This is a genomic window from Rhizobium sp. WSM409 (assembly GCF_057653825.1).
In genome coordinates this window covers 2,661,047-2,680,090 of sequence record NZ_CM172794.1, presented here as the reverse complement: position 1 = coordinate 2,680,090, position 19,044 = coordinate 2,661,047, and the positions used below count along the sequence as shown (strand labels likewise).

Below are 19,044 nucleotides of genomic sequence, written 5' to 3'. Positions count from 1 at the left end.
CGTTGCCCGATCAACTGATTTGCCGGAGATCCCGCGCAAACCGCTGCCAATTCGCCACGTAGTTTTCCGCCGAGCGGCGGATGCTCTCGACAGCCTTCTCGTCCAGCACACGCACGAGCCGGGCGGGTGCTCCGACGATCAGGGAGTTGTCGGGGAATTGCTTGCCCTCGGTGACCAGCGCATTGGCGCCGACGAGGCAGTTGTCACCGATCTTCGCACCGTTCAGGATAATCGCACCCATGCCGATCAGCGTGTTGTCGCCGATGGTGCAGCCGTGGAGGATGGCGTGATGGCCGATGGTGCAGTCTTTGCCTATCGTCAGCGGCAAGCCCATGTCGGTATGGGCCATCACGCCTTCCTGGATGTTGGTGCCTTCGCCGACGGTGATCTTCTCGTTGTCGCCGCGCAGCACGGCGCCGAACCAGATGCCGACATTCTCGCCGAGCTCGATCTGGCCGATGATATTGGCGTCCGGTGCGATCCAATAGAGGCCGGCGGCGGGCAGTTTCGGCGTCGATCCGCCAAGTGCGTAGACGGGCATCGCTTTCTCCTCAGACGACCTCGACCGATAGGGTGGCGACGCCGTCGATGCCGCAATTGATGCGATCACCCCTGGCCACCGCGCCGACGCCGGCGGGCGTGCCGGTCATGATGATATCGCCGGCTGCAAGAGTGAAGAGCTTCGACAGTTCGGCGATGATCTCCGGCACCTTCCAGATCATCTGGTTGAGATCGCCGTCCTGCACGCGCTTGCCGTTCTGTTCCAGCCAGATCCTGCCTTCCGCGGGTTGGCCGAGGCGGCTGGCCGGAACGATTGACGAGATAGGAGCGGAATGTTCGAAGGCCTTGCCGACCTCCCAGGGACGACCAAGTTTCTTTGCCTCGCCCTGGAGGTCGCGGCGGGTGAAATCGATGCCGACGGCATAGCCGTAGACGCAGTCGAGCGCGTCCGCGGCCTCGATGTTTGCGCCGCCTGATTTCAGCGCCAGCACGCACTCGACCTCGTAGTGCACGTCGTTCGACAGAGACGGATAGGGAAAGGCCTTGCCCGCCGGCAGCAGGTTGTCGGCATTCTTCTGGAAGAAGAAGGGCGGCTCGCGGCTGGGATCATGGCCCATCTCGATTGCGTGATCGGCATAATTACGCCCGACGCAATAGACACGGCGCACCGGAAAGCGCTCGTCACTGCCTTCGACCGGCAGCAAAACCGGTGCGGGACGCGGAATGACGGTGGCGGGATGGGGCATGGCGGGTTCTTCCTTTTTGCGAGTCTTGCCCCATCTTAGACGCAAAACATCGCGCCGGGAAAGCCGTCCTTGGCGTCCGGCTTCGGCGCATTGACGCTGTCACCGTCGCGGGTTAACATTAGCCATGAACAGGACTTTTGCAGTTTCGATGACGTCTACGACCACCGCGCCGCGGTGGGTGGTAGACGCGTGAACTGAAATCCGTTCATCGCTGCTAAGACCAACCCGCCGGAGACGAGCGGGTTTTTTGTTCCCGCCCGTGCCCGCATTCGAGGACGAGATCGTGGACGATATCCAGAAGCATATTCTTGCGGAGCGGGCGCTGACCGCTGCCAACCGCTGTGTCGTTGGCCGCTATGTTGGGGCTGCTTTCGCCTACGCGGCGGGTTCCATCATGCGCGGCGAAGGGACCGCCTTTTCGGATATCGATCTGGTCGTCGTGTTCCCGTCCCTCGAAAGAGCATGGCGCGAATCGTTCACTGAAGGCGGTTTCCCGGTCGAGGCCTTCGTCCATGATCCGCAGACGCTGGCGCATTATCTCCATCAGGATGCCGACAGCGGTTATCCCATCATGGCCAACATGGTTGCGACAGGCAGAATCCTGGGATCGGATATCGACCGCGCCCGCGCAATCCAGACAAAGGCGACGGAGATGCTGGCGGCAGGACCCAAGCCTCTCGGCGGTCCAAGCTATGACATGCTGCGCTACCAGGTCACCGATCTGGCCGATGACCTGCGCGGCGCCCGCCCACCCGAAGAGATCGCCGCCATCGCCGCGCTGCTCTACCAGAAGCTCGCCGACCTGATCCTGCTCGGGCGTGGCGCATGGGCCGGCCGCGGGAAGTGGGCGCCGCGCCTGATGCGAAAGCTCGATGCAGAATTGGCAGCGGAATTCGACGCGGCGTTCAGACCGGCGGCAGCGGGCGACGGCACCCGATTTCTGGCTTTGGCCGATCGGGAGCTTGCCCTGCATGGCGGCCGTTATTTCGAGGGGTTCAGACAGGACGCGCCGCTGGAAGCGCGCCGCCTGGAATAACCGCGGTCAAGAAAGGGAAGCTGCGGCTTCTTTCTTGCTCCGGCGGCGTTCACGCTCGCGAGGTCATCCAGACGCCCACCAGTGTCACCGCCAGCCCGATGAACATCGTTGCCGTCAGCGGCTCGGAAAATAGAGCCCAGGCCCATAACATGGTGACAGGCGGGCTGAGGTAGATCGCGGCGCTGACCTGCGCCACGGGGAACAGTCGAAGGCTGGTGTAGTAGACCGAATAGGCAGCGAAGGTCGCAATCAGCACGAGCCATGCCATGCCGATGGCGAAATCGACGCTCATCGGCGGGATCATGTTGCCCTGCATGAAGGCGCAGAACGAAAACAAGGCCGAGCCGGTCAGGGTCTGGATGCAAAGGCTCTGATGGACAGGCATATGCGCCTCGCGCCGCCGTCTGTAGAGAACGGAGGCGAGGGCAAAGACCAGCATCGAGCCGGCCGTCAGCCCGTAGGCCCAGAGCGGGGCCTCGCCGAAGCTCAGGCTTTCGAGCGAAACGAGCAGAACGCCCGCCACGGCGATTGCCGTCCCCAGCCATTGTCGCTGCGTCAGCCGTTCGCCCAGGAGGGGTTGCGACAGGCACGCAATCGCCAGCGGCAAGAGGTCAGAAATCAGTGCGACTAGCCCCGTCGGCACGCGCTGCTCGATGGCGAGAGCGAATCCGCCGAGATAGAGGAAGACTGACATCACGCCGAACAGCATCTGGCCCAGCACAATGCGCAGATGCATCCTCGGCCCAATGGTCAGCGCGAAGGGCAGCAGTGTCAGTCCCGACAGAAAGGTGCGCCAGAACAAGACCAGGATGACGCTCGCCTCCTCGCTGGCGTAACGGATGCCGACGAAACCGGAACTCCAGCTGATCACCAGAAGCGTCGCCAGAACGGGCCATAAGAAGCGGTGATTTGGCGCACGCCGAGCGAGAACTTCATCCGTCATGGGATACTCATTTTGATTTCGTTCTGCTCAGCCATAGGCCAAAGGGATCGACCTCGCACATGACAAATTTCGATGACGACATGACAGGATGATTGATTTTTCGATGGTGGCTTGCCAACGTCACCACCTCCATGCATAGGCTTTGCAGCATAGTCAGCGGAGAGTGCCTGCCTTGACCGAACTCAACAGCCGACGATTGGAAATAGACGCGCTACGGGTCCTTTGGTCCGTTCGCCGTCATGGCGGCATCACTCGCGCTGCCGAGGCGCTGGGTCTGTCGCAATCGGCCGTCAGCCACAAGATCAAGCGGCTTGAAGTCAGCCTCGATTGTGATCTTCTCAGCCGCAAGCCGGGAGCGCCTGTGTTCACAGCCGCCGGCGAGGATTTGCTGGTTTACGCCGAACGCATTCTCGGTCTTCATGACGAAGCGCTTCTCAGCCTGACGAAAACGCCGCTCGCAGGACGCATCGCCCTCGGGCTGACCGAGGACACCACGTGTACCGATCTCGCCCGCATATTGGGCCGGTTTCGCCGCCTCCATCCTGATGTCGCCGTGCGCACCAAGGTCAGGATGAGTTTGGTTCTACGGGCGATGCTGGAGCAAGGAGAGATCGACGCTGCGATCGTGCAGATCTTTGCCCATGAGGTTCGCCCGACCGATATCGTGCTTTTCCGGGAGCAGCTCTACTGGGTGAAACATTCCGACCTGGCTCTGCCACCGAGTGGTCCGATTCCATTCCTGTCTTTCGACGACGAATGCTTCTATCGCCAATGGGCACTCGATATCGGCCAAGATGACGACACCCTTTTCGAGACGGTGTTTGAGTGCACCAGCGCCGCCGGAATCGTCTCGGCAGTCACCTCAGGCCTGGGTGTGGCGCTTCTGAACGGGCGCCACCTGCGTCCCGCGATGGATATCATTACCAACCGGCTGCCCACGCCTCCCGCCCTGGCCTATGTGGTGCGTCGGGCCCGTAAGGCGCGAAATCCTGCGCTCGATACTCTGGTCGCAGAAATCGAAAATGAAGTCAGTCGTTACGGCGGCCTGACCTTGGCGAGCTGATTTGCCGCCCTTAGGACGCAGAGCTGCCGGTGGCATTCGCCCCCCGAAAGTGATGGTCATTCCTCACCGGATCCGGCCAACGCATCCCGCATGATCGCGTAGTAGCCGGAAAGCCCTGGGATATCGGCGGCCAGCCTGTCGAAAGCGGGGTCGGATGGCGCAAGCGTGCCGGTGTATTTCGCCTCGAGAAAAGCCCGATGGGCGGCGAGGGCTTCGGCTTCGGCCTTGTGCACGACGGTATAGACAGGCGAGGGCGCGGTGCGGCCCTTGACGATGATGCGGTCGAGCTCGACGACGGTGTAGATGCTGGCGACCAGCCTTGCGGTCTCCTCGCCGAGTAGCAGGGCCACGCCATAATTCTTCGAGGCGCCTTCGAGGCGGGAGGCGAGGTTGACGCTGTCGCCGAGGCAGGAATAGTCGAAGCGGCGGGTCGAGCCCATATTGCCGACGATGCATTCGCCGGTGTTGATGCCGACGCCCATCTTCAACACATGCGGCCTGCCGCCCCGCATCGCCGCCTCTTGCTCGAGCTCGCGGTTAAGGCTCGATATCGCCGCCTGCATGGCAAGCGAGGCTTTGACGGCGTGCAGGGCATGATCGGGATCGTCGAGCGGCGCGTTCCAGAAGGCCATGATGCAATCGCCCATATATTTGTCGATCGTCCCGCCATGGTCCATCACCACGTCGGAAAGCGGCGTCAGCAGCCGGTTGATCAGGCCGGTCAGCTGCTCGGGGTCGTCCTTCAGCGTCTCGGCGATGGTGGTGAAGCCGCGTACGTCTGAGAAAAGCACCGAGAGGGTGCGCCGCTCGCCGCCGAGCTTCAGCTGCGAGGGATCGCTCGACAGGCGCCTGACTAGATCGGGCGAGATATATTGGGCAAAGGCGCGGGTGATTTGGCGCTTGTTGCGGCGCTCCTCGGCAAAATCGAAGGCGGCCTGGCCGAAGACGACAGAGATATAGGCGACCGTCGGCCCAAGCGGCGAGACGAAGATATGGGTTAGCCGCATACCGGCGGCACTGACGGCGGCGAAGGCGAGCAGCGCCGCCGCGCTCGTTACGATCGTCAGCCATCCCGTCGAGCGCCAGACGGTGGTGGCGGCCAGCAGCACCGATATCAGGATGCAGGCAGCGACCGTCGGCAGCCGGGCTTCCGCGATCGACAGGCCGCTGCGGATATTGTCGTAGATCGTCGCCTGGATCTCGACGCCGGAGACGAGCTTGCCGGTATGAACCGTGTAGGGCGTCGCAAAGGCATCGACGCCACCTTTGTCGATCGCCGGCGCATTCTGCAGGCTGAGGCCGACCAGCACGACACGGTCCTTGAAATAATCCGGCGGCAGCAGCTTCTTCGGGTCGAGCGCCTGGTAGTAGGAGACGGTGGGATAGCTGCGGGCGGGGCCGAAGGACTGGATGAGCCGGCCGGCGGGCAGAGTCTCGGGGGCCACGCCGGCGACCTTGGCCAGCATGGCGGCAAAGCCGTCCTCATAGCCCGGAATACGCCGGAAGGTGCCGTCGCCACTGAGTTCGACGGAGGCGATGCCAGTCACGGCACCTGCCTCGGTCAACTGCGGCAGCGGTGTCGCACGGATCAGTTGCGAGGCCTGCGGCGTCTCGATCAACGTCTCGTCGCCGGCAAGGACGACATCCGGGCCGACGGCGTTAGTGATCGCGTTGTCGTTCTCCGGCGTCGAGGGTTCGGCCAGGATGATGTCGAAGCCGATGACGCGGGCGCCGGCGGCGCGCAACTGGGTGACGAGCTGGGCATGAAGACTGCGCGGCCAGGGCCATTGCGCGTTGATATCGGCAAGCGAGGGTTCGTCGATCGCGACGATGACGGGTCCGCCGGGTGGCGGACGGGGATCGTCGACGGTCGAGAGATAGTCGAAGCTTCTGAGCTCGAGCAGTGACCAGGCGGGCAGGCGCGACAGCAGCGAGATGGCGATCAGCGTCGTCAGCGACAGCACGAGCAGCCTGAGATGGCGGCCCCTGGTGTGACTGGCCTGCCGAGGTTTGTCCCGCAGCCGCATCAGAAGCGGACTTTGAGCGTGCCCTTGAAGGCGCGGCCCCAGCCGGGCACACCGGGGGTGATCTCGAAGTCCTCGTCGAGCAGGTTATAGGCGGCCGCCTCCAGCTCGATGCGCTTGTCGAACGGTTCCCAGATCAGGTGGGCGTCGAGGCTCCAGTAATCGTCGAGCTTGGTGCCGAACCGATCGCCGTCGCGCTCGCCGATATAGTTGGCGGCGACCGTCGCCTTGACCTTGGCTTCGTTGACCCAGGTCAGCGCAATCTGCCCTGAATTCTGCGGTATGAAGGGAAGAGGGCCGCCATAGATCGGCTCAAGTGGATCCCGGTTTTCCGAATCCATGTAGGCATAGGTAGCCGAAAGGCCGAAACCATGGCCGAGCACGACGTTTGCTGTGACGGCAGCCCGATCGATGCTGCCGCGCGAGATCGGCAGGCTGCTATCCGAGGGAAGCGAGATCAGCGGAAAATCGATCGAGAAATCATGCAGCTCCTGGTGCTGGTACTCGACCGAGGTGAAGAAGCGGTCGGTCCATTCGGCATCCCACTGCAGGGCGACCGTATCCGTGTAACCTCGCGGATTGGTGGAAAACTGGTTGGCTTGCAGCCCGAGAACGCCGATGGGGGCAAGGGTCGGAATCCCAATATCAAAGCTCTGACGCATGAAGGCAGCACGCAGCCAGTGGTTTGGAACCGGCGCCCAGGCGAGGCCGAAGCGCGGCTCCAGCCGGGTGATATCGATGCCGTCGCCCTCCAGGCGCGTGGCAAACAAGGCGTATTCGCCCTTAAGATCCGGCGTGATCTCATGTAGCACATCGACATAGCCGCGGCCGATATCGATGGTGTTCTCATTGTGATCGAGGGGCGCCGTCAAGCCCAGAAGCGTCGTATCGACGGTGCTGCTGGCATCCATCCAGCCGCCTTCGATGCCGTAGCGAAATGTCAAAGGCCCGGCACCTATGGAATGGCTCAAAGCGCCGATATAGGTTTGGGATTCGCTTTCCTGAGTGACGCTGGCAAAGGGAATGATGAAGGGAACCCCTCTGCCGATAAACACTGGGTCCAGGTCGACATCAAGCACGCTGCTGGTATTCGATTTGCTTCCTGAATAAAGCAGCGCTCCATTCAACACGTTTTCATACGCAAAAGTGTGGCTCCAGCCGATGCCGGCATATGTGCTTTCTCGTACAGTCTCCTCTGTCGTGTAGAGAGGCAGAGGGATAGGGACACGGAACACGAGTTCCATGAACCCGGTGTTTGACGACAAGGCGCTCAGCGCTCCATCATTCTTGCCGTGGTTGACGAAGGCTACCACGCGATCATCAGGTGTGACCGTTGCCGTCAGATAACCGTTGGCGCTTAGCAGCTTGTTATCCGTCTGGACACCGCCGAAATCCTGGTAGTCGCGGTCGAGCGCCAGCTCTTCCCAGGTCAGGTTGCCATAGAAGCTGATTGGGATCGTCGCGTTCGAATAACCTTGGATATCGGCCTCGCCGATGCGTCTCGTGTGGCCGTCGACGCTGTTGATGCCGCCGCCGAGCGAGCCTTCGATGAAGGGGACATCGAACAGCGTTGCCGAGCGCGAGCGGCCGGAAAGCATGTGCGGCGAAAGCAACAGGCCCTGGATGAAGGATGAGTAGCTCGACGCGTTGCCGCGGTTTTGGATGATATTGTCGTCGCTGAAGCTGGTCGCGTTGACGAAAGGAAAGATGCTACCCTTGATCGTTTGATCGATATAACCGGTGCCGCTGAAGGGATCGAAGACGGCATCGCCGTAATAGCGGCCCCAGGCATCTAGGCCCTGCAGGCGGAAGGCGTTGTTGAGCGTAGAACCAGCACTCGCATTGGCGCCGAGCGAGCTGTAATCGCCGCCGCGGGCGCGCGAGCGGCGCAGGAATTCCTGCGCGTTGCGGATCGCGCCGTCGGCGTCGTAATCGTCGATATCGACGGCGGTGCGGAAGGCCGAGATAACCGGGTCGTTCTTGTCGAGCCGGTCGGCATTGTCGAGCGCCTGCTGGGAAGGAATGCGGTCGCCTTTTTCGTAATGGGCGGCGGCGAGCATCAGCTGTGATTGCGAATGCGCCGGGTTGGCGGTGCTGGCGGCGAGCAAATCTTGCAGCGCCTTATCGCGCTCGCCAGTTTGCAGGTAGTATCGGCCGCGGGCGAGCAGGGCGATATCGAAGGATGGATCGAGCGCAATTGCCGTGTCGATCTCGTGCTTGGCTTCCTTCATGCGCCCCTGATCGAGATAGAGGATTGCGAGATTCGCGCGCAGCAAGGGGTCCTGCGGATCGAGCTCGATCGCCTCCTTGAAGGCTTTTTCCGCTTCGCCATTAGCATCGCGCGAACTCTGCAGCAGGCCGAGCGAATTCAGCGTGCCTGAACCGCCGGGGGCAAGTTCGATGGCGCGGTTCAGATCGGCAAGCGCGCCGTTGACGTCGCTCTGATAGACCGCCTTGTAACTCGCGCGGGCGGAGAGCGCCATCGGATGGTCAGGGTCGAGCGACAGCGAGCGTTCTATCGCTTCCTTCATCTGCTCACGGTCGTCGGTGAGCTCCGCCAACTGGGCGCGGACCGCCGGCAGGGTCGGATCATCGGGATAGCGTTGCTCCGCTTTCTTTATGATCTCGAGCGCTGCGTGTGGGTTTTTTAGGAAGCCTGTCGTATAGGCCTGCATGATCGCGCCATAGGGGCCGGTGGTATTCGCGGGCGGCTGTTCGGCATGGGCAGGCTCGGCCAGCGAGCGGGCGAAATAGCCGCCATATTGCGCCATGTTGCGGCGTATCGGGTCGAGATGCGGCAGGGCCTTCTGGAAGAGCTTGGCGGCATCGCCATAACGCTTTTCCGAGCCGGCGATGGTGGCGTCGATCAGGTCGACGCGCGCCTGCTGGGCTGCCGTCAGTTTGCGGTCGCGGATATTCGTCAGCGTTGCCGCTGCAGCCCGGCGTCCGTCGAAGGCGCTCTGAACTTCGGCAAGTGCCAGCCAGTCTTCGGTCGTGCGGCGTTCCGGCGGCAGCGCCAACAGGCGGCGGCGTTCGGTCGCCATGCGGTCGGCCCGTAGCGGCGAAGTCGGCATCAGGTCGAAGCCGTCGCGCAGGTCAAGATAGAAGAGCATCTGTTCTCGGTCGTCAGGATTGACGCTGATGATCTTGCTCGGCGCCTGGCCGATGGTCGCCACAGCCCCTTCGCCCTCGTTCACCTCGACGCTGCCCTGCGGGTTGCTGAGCGCGACGCGGCCCTCGAGCACAATCATCGAAGTCTTGTTGCCCTCGACCGTCATCGTCCAGTCGGTGCCGCGGATTGCGGCCGCGGCGGCCGGCGTTTCCACCGTCAGGCCCTGGCCGCCGCGCTCGGCGCGCGCCCAGATCGTTCCCGATTGCAGCTCCAGCGTCGTGTCGCCGCTCGCGGCCATCTTCTTGACCTGCAACGAGGAATTGCGGCCGAGGCGAACCTGGGTGTGATCGGAAAAGACGATGGCGAGCTGGCCGTTGGCGTTGGTGCGCAGCACGTCGCCGGTCAGCAGATCCTGATTGATGTCGACGACACGCCAGTTCGACACGTCGATGAAGCGGACTTCTTCGCCGGTCTTGCGGGCGATGACGGAACCGGCCACCGGTGTTGCACGCTGCACCGGGTCAGCCGCGGCCGGCGAAAAGCCCGGCACGGCAAGCGCAAGCGCCACCCCGGCGCGACAGATGTTTTTCCAGCGACCCAGCATGACCCAACCCCAACTCCCGCTTCCCCTTTGTCCATGTAGAAAAGAAAAGTCAAGCACATTGCACACGTGTTCTTGAATTCTCTGTGAAGTGTAATATCAGGGAAACACTTGTTGGGTGGAGTATTCATGTGAGCGAATTCGAGAGTGCAACTGAACTTATGCCAAGCGAACCGTCGACAGGTGACATTGGTGTCGGGTATTTTGACCATATCAAGAAAATCAACGACATATTCTACGATCAGATCAAGATCTCAGACCAGAAAGCCGCCTATATCTTTACTTTTATGCTGGCCTTCCTGGTGAGTTCCAGCGAGGTGAGGGCGGTCTTCAGCCTGGCGCGTTACGCGACCGGGACACCAGGGAGCATGCTCTTCTCGGGCCTGCTTGCCGCCGCCTCGGTCTTTTCCATCCTATCGGCGATCCTCGTCGTGCTGCCGCGCCGTTTGGACACATCTACCTCGCTGTTCTGGGGCGCCTGGCAGAACCATCGCGACCTGTTCTTCGAGGCGGCACTGCGGCGCGACGAGCGCTACCTCTTCGACCAATATCTCGAAAACGCCAACATCCTCTCTGCTATCGCCCGCAGCAAATACCGCTGCGTCACCTTCGCGTTCCGCGGGCTGATGGTGAGCGTGATCGCCTATGTGCTGCTGTTGGTGGCGGTGTGAGGGTGTGATGCTTTGAGCTTATCGGTCGGCCGCGGCCGCGCTCACGAGAGCCTCATCCTGAGGCGCCCCGCAGGGGCCTCGAAGGACGAGGCGGGTGCGCCGGCGGTCGGTAGATGCAAGGAGCAGTGCCGGAGCGTCCTTCGAGGCTTCGCCCTGCGGGCTACGCGCCTCAGGATAAGGGACCTCGGACGATGCCGCGCCGGTACCGCCCCCATTCAGCCCTCGACCTCAAGGACAAGTTCAAGTTCGATCGGCACACCTAAAGGCAGGCTAGCGACGCCGAGCACGACGCGGCCGGAGAGCTTCTCCTCGCCGAAGACCGCAAGCAGCATTTCGGATGCGCCGTCCGCGACCTTCGGATGGTCGCGGAAATCGCCTTCGGTCGCGATATAGATGCCGAGCTTGACGACCCTGACGACCCTGTCCAGCGAGCCGAGATAGTCCCTGGCGGCTGCGAGCGCGCTCAGCGTTGCCGTTTCAGCCGCCTGCCGGCCGTCTTCGGCCGTCAGCGCGCCGCCGACGCGGCCTATATACCGCGGCTCGTGGCCGACGACCGGCAGCATCCCGCTGAAGAAGACCAGGTTGCCGGTCCTTATCGCTTCGACATAGGCCCCAAAGGGCGTCGGCGGCGGGGGAAGTGTGATGCCGAGTTCCTGCAGCCGTCGTTCCGCGCCGGCTGCCTGCGCTTTCGCATGGTCTACCATCTGCCCAGATGTGCGCCGCCGTCGACGTGCAGCACCTCCCCGGTTACGCGCGGCGCTTCGGTGAGGAAGACGACTGCGTCGACGATCTCCTCGACGTTTGATATGCCTGCCATCGGCGACAGCGTCTTCAGAAAATCCTTCGGATTGTCCTTGTGCAGCGGCGTGTCCACCACGCCAGGAGCGACAATGTTGAAGCGAATTCCCTCGTTCGCATATTCCATCGCCAGGTTCTTGGAGATGGCGTTGATGCCGCCCTTTGTCATCATCGAGACTGAAGCAGAGAAGCCGGCGATCGGATGATCGGTCAATGGCGTAGTGATGCTGACGACGCTACCGCCCGTTTTCTGCGCGAGCATCTGTCCGACGACCAGTTGGGTCAGATGGATGAAGCCCTCGAGATTGGTCGAGGACAATTTCTGGAAGTCGGCCATGGTGAACTCGACGAACGGCTTGGCTAGAAAAATGCCGGCATTGTTGACGAGTGCGTCGATCGAGCCGAACCGGTCGATTGCTGTCCTTGCCACCCGCGCTGCGGTTTCGGCATCGCCGATGTCGCCATCGACAAGCGCCAGTCTGTCCGAGGCTTGGAAAGCCTCCGAGGCGCTGACCTGGCGCGAGGTAGCAACGACATTGTAGCCGCGCTGGATGAAAGCGTTGACGAGGCCCGCTCCGATACCCTGGGAGGCGCCCGTCACGATGACTGTTTTTCTCGTAGTCATGCTGATCTCCATAATCTGGTTCGGGCAACGCGGGCCTTGCGGTTGCAAAGGCGGGGTCGCTCGAGATGGGGCTGCTGCGAACGCGCCTCCATCGGGTTGTCTTGTTTTCGCAAGGTGAATATGGCGAAAACTCCATTACTCGATTAGATGGAAATATCTGGATTCTCTTTTGCATCCATGCAAAAATCAGAACATGGCTGATCTGAACGACATCGCGGTTTTCGTGAAAGTGGCGCAGTACGGTAGCTTCAGCCGTGCTGCCCATTCCCTCGGCATGCCGGTATCGACCGTCAGCCGGAAGGTGACGTCGCTGGAGGAGCAGCTCGGCGTGACGCTTATACAGCGCACGACCCGCAAACTGAGCCTGACCGCGCAAGGCCGGGCCTATTACGACAGGTGCAGCGAACCGCTCGCCCATCTTCTCGACGCCGAGCACGCGCTCACCGAGACACAGAGAAAACCGGAAGGTCTGCTGAAGATCTCCGTGCCAGTCATCTTCGGACAGGAGGTCTTCTACGAATTCGTCTCGGCTTTCCAGAAGACCTATCCGAAGATCCAGGTTGACCTCTTCGTCACCAACCTGTTCCTCGATCTGATCGCGGAGAACATCGATCTCGCCATCCGCTTCGGCGACCTCAAGGATTCAACCATCGTCGCGCAGCGGCTCGGCAAGAGCGTGCGTTATCTGGTCGCCGCACCGGACTATCTGAAGGGCAGGGTGCTTCCCTTGAAGCCCGAAGAGCTGAAGGACCATCAGTGCGTGCTCTTGAATGGCCGCAACGGCGAGGCGGAATGGCATCTGGTGAGCGGTCGCAAATCGGTTCGCCTGCATGTGTCGGGGCCGATATCGAGCCGGGATTTCGACGCGGTAAGCGCCTTCACCTATCGCGGGCACGGCATCGGCCTGCTGCCTTCGACCTATTGCGAGGAGCAGATCAGAAAAGGCGAACTCATCCGCCTGTTGCCGGACTGGTCGTCCGAGGAAATTTTCGTGCACGCCGTCTATCCCACACGCCGCTTCCTGCCCTCCCGATTGCAGGTCTTTCTCGAGGCGCTGAAGGCATGGAAGACCCCCTTGTGGCTTCCCTTGCATTGAGGGCTTTCGATTCCATCACTGAAAATTGAAGCTGCACGCGCGGGCGAGCGTCCAGCGTCCGCCAAGCTGTGTTAGAGTTCTCCCGCTTGGATGGCGCAGGGATTGGATTGCCAATGCTGACGACACTTGCGGTGCTTATGGGTCTTTCCGGCCTCGTGCCCATCGCGCAGGCGGGGGGAAGCGAGGTCGATGTGACCCTCGTGCTTGCCGTTGACACCTCGCGGTCGATGGACTTCGAGGAGATCGGCATCCAGCGCGAGGGTTATGTCGAAGCGCTCAAGCACAAGGAATTCATCGACGCGGTGAAGGACGGGCTGACCGGCCGCATCGCCATCAGCTATTTCGAATGGGCTGGCTATGTCGTTCAGGATTCCGTCATCGACTGGCAGGTGATCGAGACGGAGGAGGATGCGATCGCTTTTGCCGATAAACTCGAAGCCCGGCCGATTGCCACGCAGCGGCGCACATCGATCTCCACCGCGATCGCCCAGGGCGCCAGCATGATCGTTTCCAGTCCCTTTCAGTCCAGGCGCCAGGTGATCGATGTCTCCGGCGATGGGCCGAACAATTCCGGCAATCCCGTCACCCCCGCCCGCGACAAGGCGGTAGAAGCCGGCATGATCATCAATGGTCTCGCCATCATGCTGCGGCCCTCCGATGCACCCAACGGGCTCGACAAATATTATGCGGATTGTGTGATCGGTGGTCCCGGCGCCTTCGTGCTGCCGGTCCGCAAAATCGAGGATTTCGCCGTTGCCGTGCGCCGCAAGCTGGTGCTGGAGATCAGTGGCCTATCCCCGCCGGCGACGGTGCAGAAAACAGCCGGCGCCGAGACGGGCGCCGACTGCCTGATCGGTGAGAAGCAATGGCGGGACATCTTCGACCGTTGATGCCAGAACAGGATGATTTTAGGCCGGGGCGGCCTAAAATCTCAATCCTGTTCTGAATTAGATAGTTAGAGCATGATGTTGTCCGAAAACCGCGTACACTTTTCGGCATCATGCTCTACCGGGTCAGCGCGCCGACGTTATATCAGTCAGTATCCGGTAAGCGGCAGAGACGCGATCCTCGTTGGGATAGTTTTTGTTGGCCAGAATGACGATGCCGAGCCGCTCCTTCGGGATGAACGCGACATATGCGCCGAAACCATTCGTTGAGCCGGTTTTATTGATCCAGACATCCTCGCGCGGTTCCATTGCGGGCGTCAGTTGCTTGACGGGAATGGTCTTCAGCATCGCGCTGGAATTGTTGTCCAACAACGTCGTCAGCGTCGCCGGATAGGAATACTGCTCCCAAATAAGGTCTTGGGTCATCGCGCCGACATCGAAGTATCCCCTATGCGTGTTATTGATCGCCTGCTGGAGCTTATCGCCCAGTTCGACCAGTCCCATGTTCGCGTCGATGAACCGGATCATGTCGCTTGCTGTGGATTTCACGCCATAGGCCTCGGACGAAAGAATGGCAGGTGTCATCCGCGCCGGCTCGCCGTTCCGCTTGTAGCCTTGGGCATAATCCGCCATCCGCGATTTCGGCACATCAATAAACGTGCTTTTCAATCCAAGGGAGGGAAACAATTTGCCTTCCATCAAAGCGACGAAACCGTCATTCATGCTTTTCGCCGTTATATATCCAAGCATCCCGATGCTTGGATTGGCGTATGTCCGGTGCGTTCCGGCGGCATATGAGGGTTTCCAGGTTGCGAGATACTCCATCAGTTGCTTCTCGGTTTTGACTTCATCGGGAACTTGAAGCGGAAATCCACCAGCCGTATGGGTGCCCAAATCCGTCAGGACGACATCGCCGAACGGCCTTCCCTTCATCGCCGGCAGATATTTGTTTGCCTTGTCCGACAGCGAAAGTCGGCCGGTCACGTCTGCGTAGGAGGTGAGGGTGACTGTAAAGGTTTTGCTGATCGATCCCAGTTCGAACATGGTCGCCGGGCTGACGGGCCTGTTCGTGTCCTTCGACTCGACGCCGTAGTTGAAGATGTGGTTCTGCCCGTCAACGGCGATGGCAACGGCCATGCCCGGAATGCCGTATTTATCCATGATTGGTCTTATCGCGGCGTCCGAGATGGCTTTCAGTTTCAGCGCGTCAGCCGCAAGGCCACTTGTGGAAATGCATGTCGAGACCAATGCGGCCGATAGAATTTTTATCCAATTACGATTCATTTTCATCCTCCGCAGGCAGCTTTTCATCAGCGCAAAGGCGCATGAGGACGGCATTTAATGGCACTGTTTTGCGGCAGCAAACGATGATATCTCGGAGGAGATCCAAGAAAATCTAGGGCTAAGATGGTTCGGCAATTCCTCCCCTTAAATGGCTTGAGGGCCTTCGAAGCATCGGCGAGACATCTCAGCTTCACCCGCGCCGCGATCGAGCTTTGTGTTACCCAGGCCGCTGTCAGCCAGCAGGTCAAAAGCCTGGAGAAGCGATTGGGGGCTGCCCTTTTTCAGCGTCTCCCGAGGGGCTTGAAAATCACCGCAGAAGGCGAAGCTCTTTTGCCGACCTTGACCAATTCCTTCGATCAGATGGCGATCATGCTGGACCGGATTGAAGCCGGGCAGGTTCGGGAATTGCTGTTCCTGGGCGTGGTCGGGACGTTTGCCGTCGGCTGGCTGTTGCCAAGGCTTTCGGATTTTCAACAGCAGCATCCGTTCATTGATGTGCGCGTTTCGACTAACAATAATCGCGTCGATATGGCGGCCGAGGGACTGGACTTTGCCATTCGCTTCGGCAGCGGCTCCTGGCACGGCACAGAGGCGCTGCGTCTGTTCGACGCTCCGCTCTCTCCTCTGTGCACACCCAAATTGGCCGAGCGTTTAAAGTCGCCTGCAGATCTGGTCGAGGCGACGCTTTTGCGGAGCTATAGGGCGGACGAGTGGAGCACGTGGTTTACCGCAGCGGACGTCCCTCCGGCGGCACAGATAAACGCCGGTATCGTTTTCGACTCTTCCCTCGCCATGATGGAAGCGGCCCTGCAAGGACTGGGGATCGCTCTGGCACCGCCGTCGATGTTTTCCAGACATCTATCCTCGGGGGCTGTTAGACAACCTTTTCCGACGACCATATCATTGGGGAGCTATTGGCTTACCCGGCTGCAATCGAGGCCGCCAACAGCAGCCATGCTTGCATTTTCCGATTGGATAACGTCGCAGAAGTCTCCCGCATCTCAATGAAGGCTTCCGGCGCACCCCAATATCCGACTTCGGTCTGCGCCCCGCGGATGGGGCCGGCGCGAAGCCGCAATGCGCGAGGCGGACTCATATCCGACGTCCGGGCCGATATAGCCGACGGGATAATAGGTTGACTGCAACAGCGAGAGGGTGGGGGACATCCTGACGTCGGCAAGGAGACCGGTGAGATTGGTGAGGCGAAGACACGATAAAGCGTTTCGGTATGGCGCGCGCCATACCGAAGTTCCCTTACTTCTCAGAGGATGTCACCGCCTATAGAGGTAGCTGCTTGCCGGCCTGTTCGCTGACCATGTATTCGGCGTACCAGTCCGGCCAGTTGTCGTCGTGTTTGCCGCCGTTTCGCTTCTCGTGTTCGCCGTGCGCGGTCGCTGCACGGCGCATGGCTGACGCGAGATCGGTCGAGGTCGTGAATGTCGTCCCGTCGGCGTCGATGCGTCCCGGCAGGCGCGTGGTGACTTCCTGGAACAGCCAGCCGTTGCCATCGGGATCCTTGAAGGAGGCAAAGGAGCGATAGCTGCGGTGATCGGGATCGCGGCCGGCAATGCGGAGCCGCCCGAACAGGTATGGTTCGTCCTTGCCGGCATAGACGCCGGCCGCGTCATGGAACACTTCGCTCACCTCGACGCTGCGGGCGATCAGATCACGGCGGGCGGCCTCGACGTCGGAGACGATAAGGTAAAGGCCTTGGGCCGAGCCGGGTGGCGCGGCGGTGACGTTCTTGCCGAAGATGATCGCGCAGCCGGAGCCGGGCGGGGTAAACTGGATCACACGGAAATCGGCATCATTGGCGAAGTCGGCGTCGAGCCGCCAACCCAGGCCGTCGTAAAAACGCTTGGCGCGGTCGACATCGGAAACAGGGATGACGACGACCTCGAGCTTGGTGTCGACGGGCTGTGTTCTCGGGGTCTCAATGGGGGTTTCACTGCGCATGGCATTGCTCATCTTCAGCTCCTTGGCGTTTTGGATGCGTTAAGAATGGCGATACATGTCACCGGCCAGTGGACCACAGCGCTGTGAGGCCGTCGAATCAATTATTCTGTCTGATTTGGCTGGCATTGGCGGATTCCACGCCCATTCCTGTTGAAGGCAGATCCCGGCCTGGCCATGCGAAGATCCCGCAGACGGCGCGTCACTCATGATCCGCCTTCAGCCGATGCCGGTGAGCTGCCTGTTTTGCGCGGTTGCCGCACATCGCCATACTGCACCAGCGCCGCCGGTGGCCTCGGGTGTGGTCGGCGAAGAGCAGCGTGCAGGCCGGCCCTTCGCAGGCCTTCACCGTGGAGAAATCCTCGGTGCAGACGAATTGCGCCAGCGCCTCGCCGACCGGCAGCAGCAGCGCATCGGGTGCGCGCCATTTGCGCATTGGTTGAAGTGCGAGTGTGGCATCGGCATGTCCTGCGATGATGCGGCTGAAGCCCTCGTTACGTTCGAGTAGGCGGTTCAGCGGCTCCAACTCCTCCAGGGCATTTGCCGGAAGAGGGTGGCCCTTGTGGCTGCGGACGAAATCCCGGAACCATTCGCGCAGGCTCCTTGCCTGGTCTGCGACCTTGTCGAGTTCGCCCGGCAGCGCCTGCGCTCGCATTGCCTCCAGCGTCGCATGGGGGACGAGCCCCGCCTGCTCCAGCCAGCGCAGCAGGCCTTTGCCATCATCGATCCAGTCGACTGGCGTATCGACCGGAGTGGCGATCGAATTCAAAAAATCCAGTCCCAGCGCATCGCCGACGAAAAGGGCAGGTGAGCGGTTGTCCATCATAACTCCTGTTCCGGTCGCCACGATGTGCACCGCTGGCGGTCTCTCGAAGACATGAGTGATATGTAACCTCTTAAAAGGCGCTTGACAAGTTATGCGCTCTGGGAGTAACCGTCATAAATACATTAGATAGGTTACTTTAGCAGAGCAAAGAGAACGCTGATGTCCCCCGAGAATGTGAATCTCGCGAACAGTGTGAATGTCGTATTTGTCCACGGCGCATGGGCGGATGGTTCGAGCTGGACAAAAATCATTCTGCCGCTCACCGCCGAAGGCTTGAGCGTGTTCGCGGTGCCGCTGCCGCTGACCTCCTTCAGCGACGATGTCGCAGCCCTTGAGCACACGCTGGAGCGGGTGACCGGGCCGGTGGTTCTCGTCGGCCATGCCTATGCCGGCGCGGTGATCGCTGCGACCCGGGACGAGAAGGTCAAGGCGCTGGTCTATATCGCCGCCCTGGCACCTGATGAAGGCGAGACGGTCGCCGATATCTTCTATCGCGGCGAGCCGCACCCCAAGGCGCCGAAGCTCGCGCCCGACAGTCATGGCCTGATCTATCTGCCGCTAGAGGCTTTTAGCACCGCATTCGCGCAGAATGCCGAGGCGGGTGAGCAGGCGGTGCTTGCCGCCGTACAGCGGCCGATCTCGCCGGCCTGCATCACTGTTCCCGTGCCGCGCCCGCTCTGGAAGGACCGTCCGGCCTGGTTCCTGATCGCGGAACAGGACCGGATGATCGTTGCCGACAATCAGCGCTTCATGGCCGAGCGCATGCAGGCGCGGGTGCGCTCACACGCCGCCGATCACACGCCAATCGTTACGGCGCCTGCCGCCGTGCTCGACATCGTCAGGGAGGCGGCCGCCGCGGTGGCAGCCTGAATTCAACT

The 19,044-nt window shown here is 61.2% G+C and carries 17 protein-coding genes; 7 read left to right on the top strand and 10 right to left on the bottom strand.

Annotation, left to right across the window (positions count from 1 at the left end; genetic code table 11):
* Window positions 1-10: 10 nt before the first annotated feature.
* Complete coding sequence (locus AC25BC_RS13510) at window positions 11-541, bottom strand: gamma carbonic anhydrase family protein (protein WP_128440342.1); 531 nt, start codon at window positions 539-541, stop codon at window positions 11-13.
* A gap of 10 nt (window positions 542-551) precedes the next feature.
* Complete coding sequence (locus AC25BC_RS13505) at window positions 552-1,247, bottom strand: fumarylacetoacetate hydrolase family protein (RefSeq protein WP_012758150.1); 696 nt, start codon at window positions 1,245-1,247, stop codon at window positions 552-554.
* Between the two features lie 283 nt (window positions 1,248-1,530).
* On the opposite strand from AC25BC_RS13505, the gene AC25BC_RS13500 reads away from it, so the two are divergent.
* Window positions 1,531-2,283, top strand: coding sequence for a nucleotidyltransferase domain-containing protein (locus tag AC25BC_RS13500; protein ID WP_012758149.1), 753 nt, complete (start codon window positions 1,531-1,533; stop codon window positions 2,281-2,283).
* A gap of 49 nt (window positions 2,284-2,332) precedes the next feature.
* Here the strand turns inward: AC25BC_RS13500 and AC25BC_RS13495 are convergent, their stop codons facing one another.
* Window positions 2,333-3,226, bottom strand: coding sequence for a DMT family transporter (locus tag AC25BC_RS13495; RefSeq protein ID WP_012758148.1), 894 nt, complete (start codon window positions 3,224-3,226; stop codon window positions 2,333-2,335).
* Window positions 3,227-3,398: 172 nt separating this feature from the next.
* On the opposite strand from AC25BC_RS13495, the gene AC25BC_RS13490 reads away from it, so the two are divergent.
* Window positions 3,399-4,289, top strand: a complete 891-nt coding sequence (locus AC25BC_RS13490) for a LysR family transcriptional regulator (protein ID WP_012758147.1) — start codon at window positions 3,399-3,401, stop codon at window positions 4,287-4,289.
* Between the two features lie 56 nt (window positions 4,290-4,345).
* Here AC25BC_RS13490 and AC25BC_RS13485 read toward each other — a convergent pair whose 3' ends face one another.
* Both AC25BC_RS13485 and AC25BC_RS13480 read right to left on the bottom strand, forming a co-directional pair.
* A complete protein-coding gene (locus AC25BC_RS13485; protein WP_012758146.1) occupies window positions 4,346-6,316 on the bottom strand; it encodes a CHASE2 domain-containing protein in 1,971 nt (656 codons plus the stop codon).
* On the bottom strand, window positions 6,316-10,029 hold the full coding sequence (locus AC25BC_RS13480) for a FecR domain-containing protein (protein WP_012758145.1): 3,714 nt from the start codon (window positions 10,027-10,029) through the stop codon (window positions 6,316-6,318). The genes AC25BC_RS13485 and AC25BC_RS13480 overlap by 1 nt, the downstream gene beginning before the upstream one ends.
* A 128-nt stretch (window positions 10,030-10,157) precedes the next feature.
* Between AC25BC_RS13480 and AC25BC_RS13475 the strand changes: the two genes are divergently transcribed.
* Window positions 10,158-10,697 (top strand): Pycsar system effector family protein, encoded by a 540-nt coding sequence (locus tag AC25BC_RS13475; protein ID WP_012758144.1) that lies wholly within the window; start codon window positions 10,158-10,160, stop codon window positions 10,695-10,697.
* A gap of 215 nt (window positions 10,698-10,912) precedes the next feature.
* Here AC25BC_RS13475 and AC25BC_RS13470 read toward each other — a convergent pair whose 3' ends face one another.
* Window positions 10,913-11,401 (bottom strand): RidA family protein, encoded by a 489-nt coding sequence (locus AC25BC_RS13470; protein ID WP_012758143.1) that lies wholly within the window; start codon window positions 11,399-11,401, stop codon window positions 10,913-10,915.
* Window positions 11,395-12,120, bottom strand: coding sequence for an SDR family NAD(P)-dependent oxidoreductase (locus tag AC25BC_RS13465; RefSeq protein ID WP_012758142.1), 726 nt, complete (start codon window positions 12,118-12,120; stop codon window positions 11,395-11,397). The genes AC25BC_RS13470 and AC25BC_RS13465 overlap by 7 nt, the downstream gene beginning before the upstream one ends.
* A gap of 193 nt (window positions 12,121-12,313) precedes the next feature.
* On the opposite strand from AC25BC_RS13465, the gene AC25BC_RS13460 reads away from it, so the two are divergent.
* Together AC25BC_RS13460 and AC25BC_RS13455 are read left to right on the top strand one after the other, a co-directional pair.
* Entirely contained in the window at window positions 12,314-13,216 is a 903-nt protein-coding gene (locus tag AC25BC_RS13460; protein ID WP_012758141.1) for a LysR family transcriptional regulator, read from the top strand.
* 113 nt (window positions 13,217-13,329) lie between these two features.
* The gene (locus AC25BC_RS13455; RefSeq protein WP_012758140.1) at window positions 13,330-14,106 is read left to right on the top strand and encodes a DUF1194 domain-containing protein; all 777 of its coding nucleotides are present in this window, start codon (window positions 13,330-13,332) and stop codon (window positions 14,104-14,106) included.
* A gap of 123 nt (window positions 14,107-14,229) precedes the next feature.
* Here the strand turns inward: AC25BC_RS13455 and ampC are convergent, their stop codons facing one another.
* Complete coding sequence (ampC, locus tag AC25BC_RS13450; protein ID WP_128440344.1) at window positions 14,230-15,387, bottom strand: class C beta-lactamase; 1,158 nt, start codon at window positions 15,385-15,387, stop codon at window positions 14,230-14,232.
* 123 nt (window positions 15,388-15,510) lie between these two features.
* Between ampC and AC25BC_RS13445 the strand changes: the two genes are divergently transcribed.
* Window positions 15,511-16,395: a LysR family transcriptional regulator gene (locus AC25BC_RS13445; RefSeq protein ID WP_017994611.1), complete on the top strand. Its 885-nt coding sequence runs from the start codon at window positions 15,511-15,513 to the stop codon at window positions 16,393-16,395.
* A 270-nt stretch (window positions 16,396-16,665) separates the two neighbouring features.
* Here the strand turns inward: AC25BC_RS13445 and AC25BC_RS13440 are convergent, their stop codons facing one another.
* Both AC25BC_RS13440 and AC25BC_RS13435 read right to left on the bottom strand, forming a co-directional pair.
* Complete coding sequence (locus AC25BC_RS13440; protein ID WP_017994610.1) at window positions 16,666-17,355, bottom strand: VOC family protein; 690 nt, start codon at window positions 17,353-17,355, stop codon at window positions 16,666-16,668.
* 187 nt (window positions 17,356-17,542) lie between these two features.
* Window positions 17,543-18,163, bottom strand: a complete 621-nt coding sequence (locus tag AC25BC_RS13435; protein WP_012758136.1) for a CGNR zinc finger domain-containing protein — start codon at window positions 18,161-18,163, stop codon at window positions 17,543-17,545.
* 162 nt (window positions 18,164-18,325) lie between these two features.
* On the opposite strand from AC25BC_RS13435, the gene AC25BC_RS13430 reads away from it, so the two are divergent.
* A complete protein-coding gene (locus AC25BC_RS13430; protein ID WP_128440341.1) occupies window positions 18,326-19,036 on the top strand; it encodes an alpha/beta fold hydrolase in 711 nt (236 codons plus the stop codon).
* Window positions 19,037-19,044 lie beyond the last annotated feature (8 nt).

Excerpts from the sequence above, each read along its gene's own strand:
- AC25BC_RS13430 (WP_128440341.1), top strand. The coding sequence starts at position 18,326 with ATGTCCCCCGAGAATGTGAATCTCGCGAACAGTGTGAATGTCGTATTT.
- AC25BC_RS13485 (WP_012758146.1), bottom strand. The coding sequence starts at position 6,316 with ATGCGGCTGCGGGACAAACCTCGGCAGGCCAGTCACACCAGGGGCCGC.
- AC25BC_RS13505 (WP_012758150.1), bottom strand. The coding sequence starts at position 1,247 with ATGCCCCATCCCGCCACCGTCATTCCGCGTCCCGCACCGGTTTTGCTG.
- AC25BC_RS13440 (WP_017994610.1), bottom strand. The coding sequence starts at position 17,355 with ATGAGCAATGCCATGCGCAGTGAAACCCCCATTGAGACCCCGAGAACA.
- AC25BC_RS13465 (WP_012758142.1), bottom strand. The coding sequence starts at position 12,120 with ATGACTACGAGAAAAACAGTCATCGTGACGGGCGCCTCCCAGGGTATC.
- AC25BC_RS13455 (WP_012758140.1), top strand. The coding sequence starts at position 13,330 with ATGCTGACGACACTTGCGGTGCTTATGGGTCTTTCCGGCCTCGTGCCC.
- AC25BC_RS13480 (WP_012758145.1), bottom strand. The coding sequence starts at position 10,029 with ATGCTGGGTCGCTGGAAAAACATCTGTCGCGCCGGGGTGGCGCTTGCG.
- AC25BC_RS13460 (WP_012758141.1), top strand. The coding sequence starts at position 12,314 with ATGGCTGATCTGAACGACATCGCGGTTTTCGTGAAAGTGGCGCAGTAC.
- AC25BC_RS13435 (WP_012758136.1), bottom strand. The coding sequence starts at position 18,163 with ATGGACAACCGCTCACCTGCCCTTTTCGTCGGCGATGCGCTGGGACTG.
- AC25BC_RS13510 (WP_128440342.1), bottom strand. The coding sequence starts at position 541 with ATGCCCGTCTACGCACTTGGCGGATCGACGCCGAAACTGCCCGCCGCC.
- AC25BC_RS13495 (WP_012758148.1), bottom strand. The coding sequence starts at position 3,226 with ATGACGGATGAAGTTCTCGCTCGGCGTGCGCCAAATCACCGCTTCTTA.
- AC25BC_RS13470 (WP_012758143.1), bottom strand. The coding sequence starts at position 11,401 with ATGGTAGACCATGCGAAAGCGCAGGCAGCCGGCGCGGAACGACGGCTG.
- ampC (WP_128440344.1), bottom strand. The coding sequence starts at position 15,387 with ATGAATCGTAATTGGATAAAAATTCTATCGGCCGCATTGGTCTCGACA.
- AC25BC_RS13445 (WP_017994611.1), top strand. The coding sequence starts at position 15,511 with ATGGTTCGGCAATTCCTCCCCTTAAATGGCTTGAGGGCCTTCGAAGCA.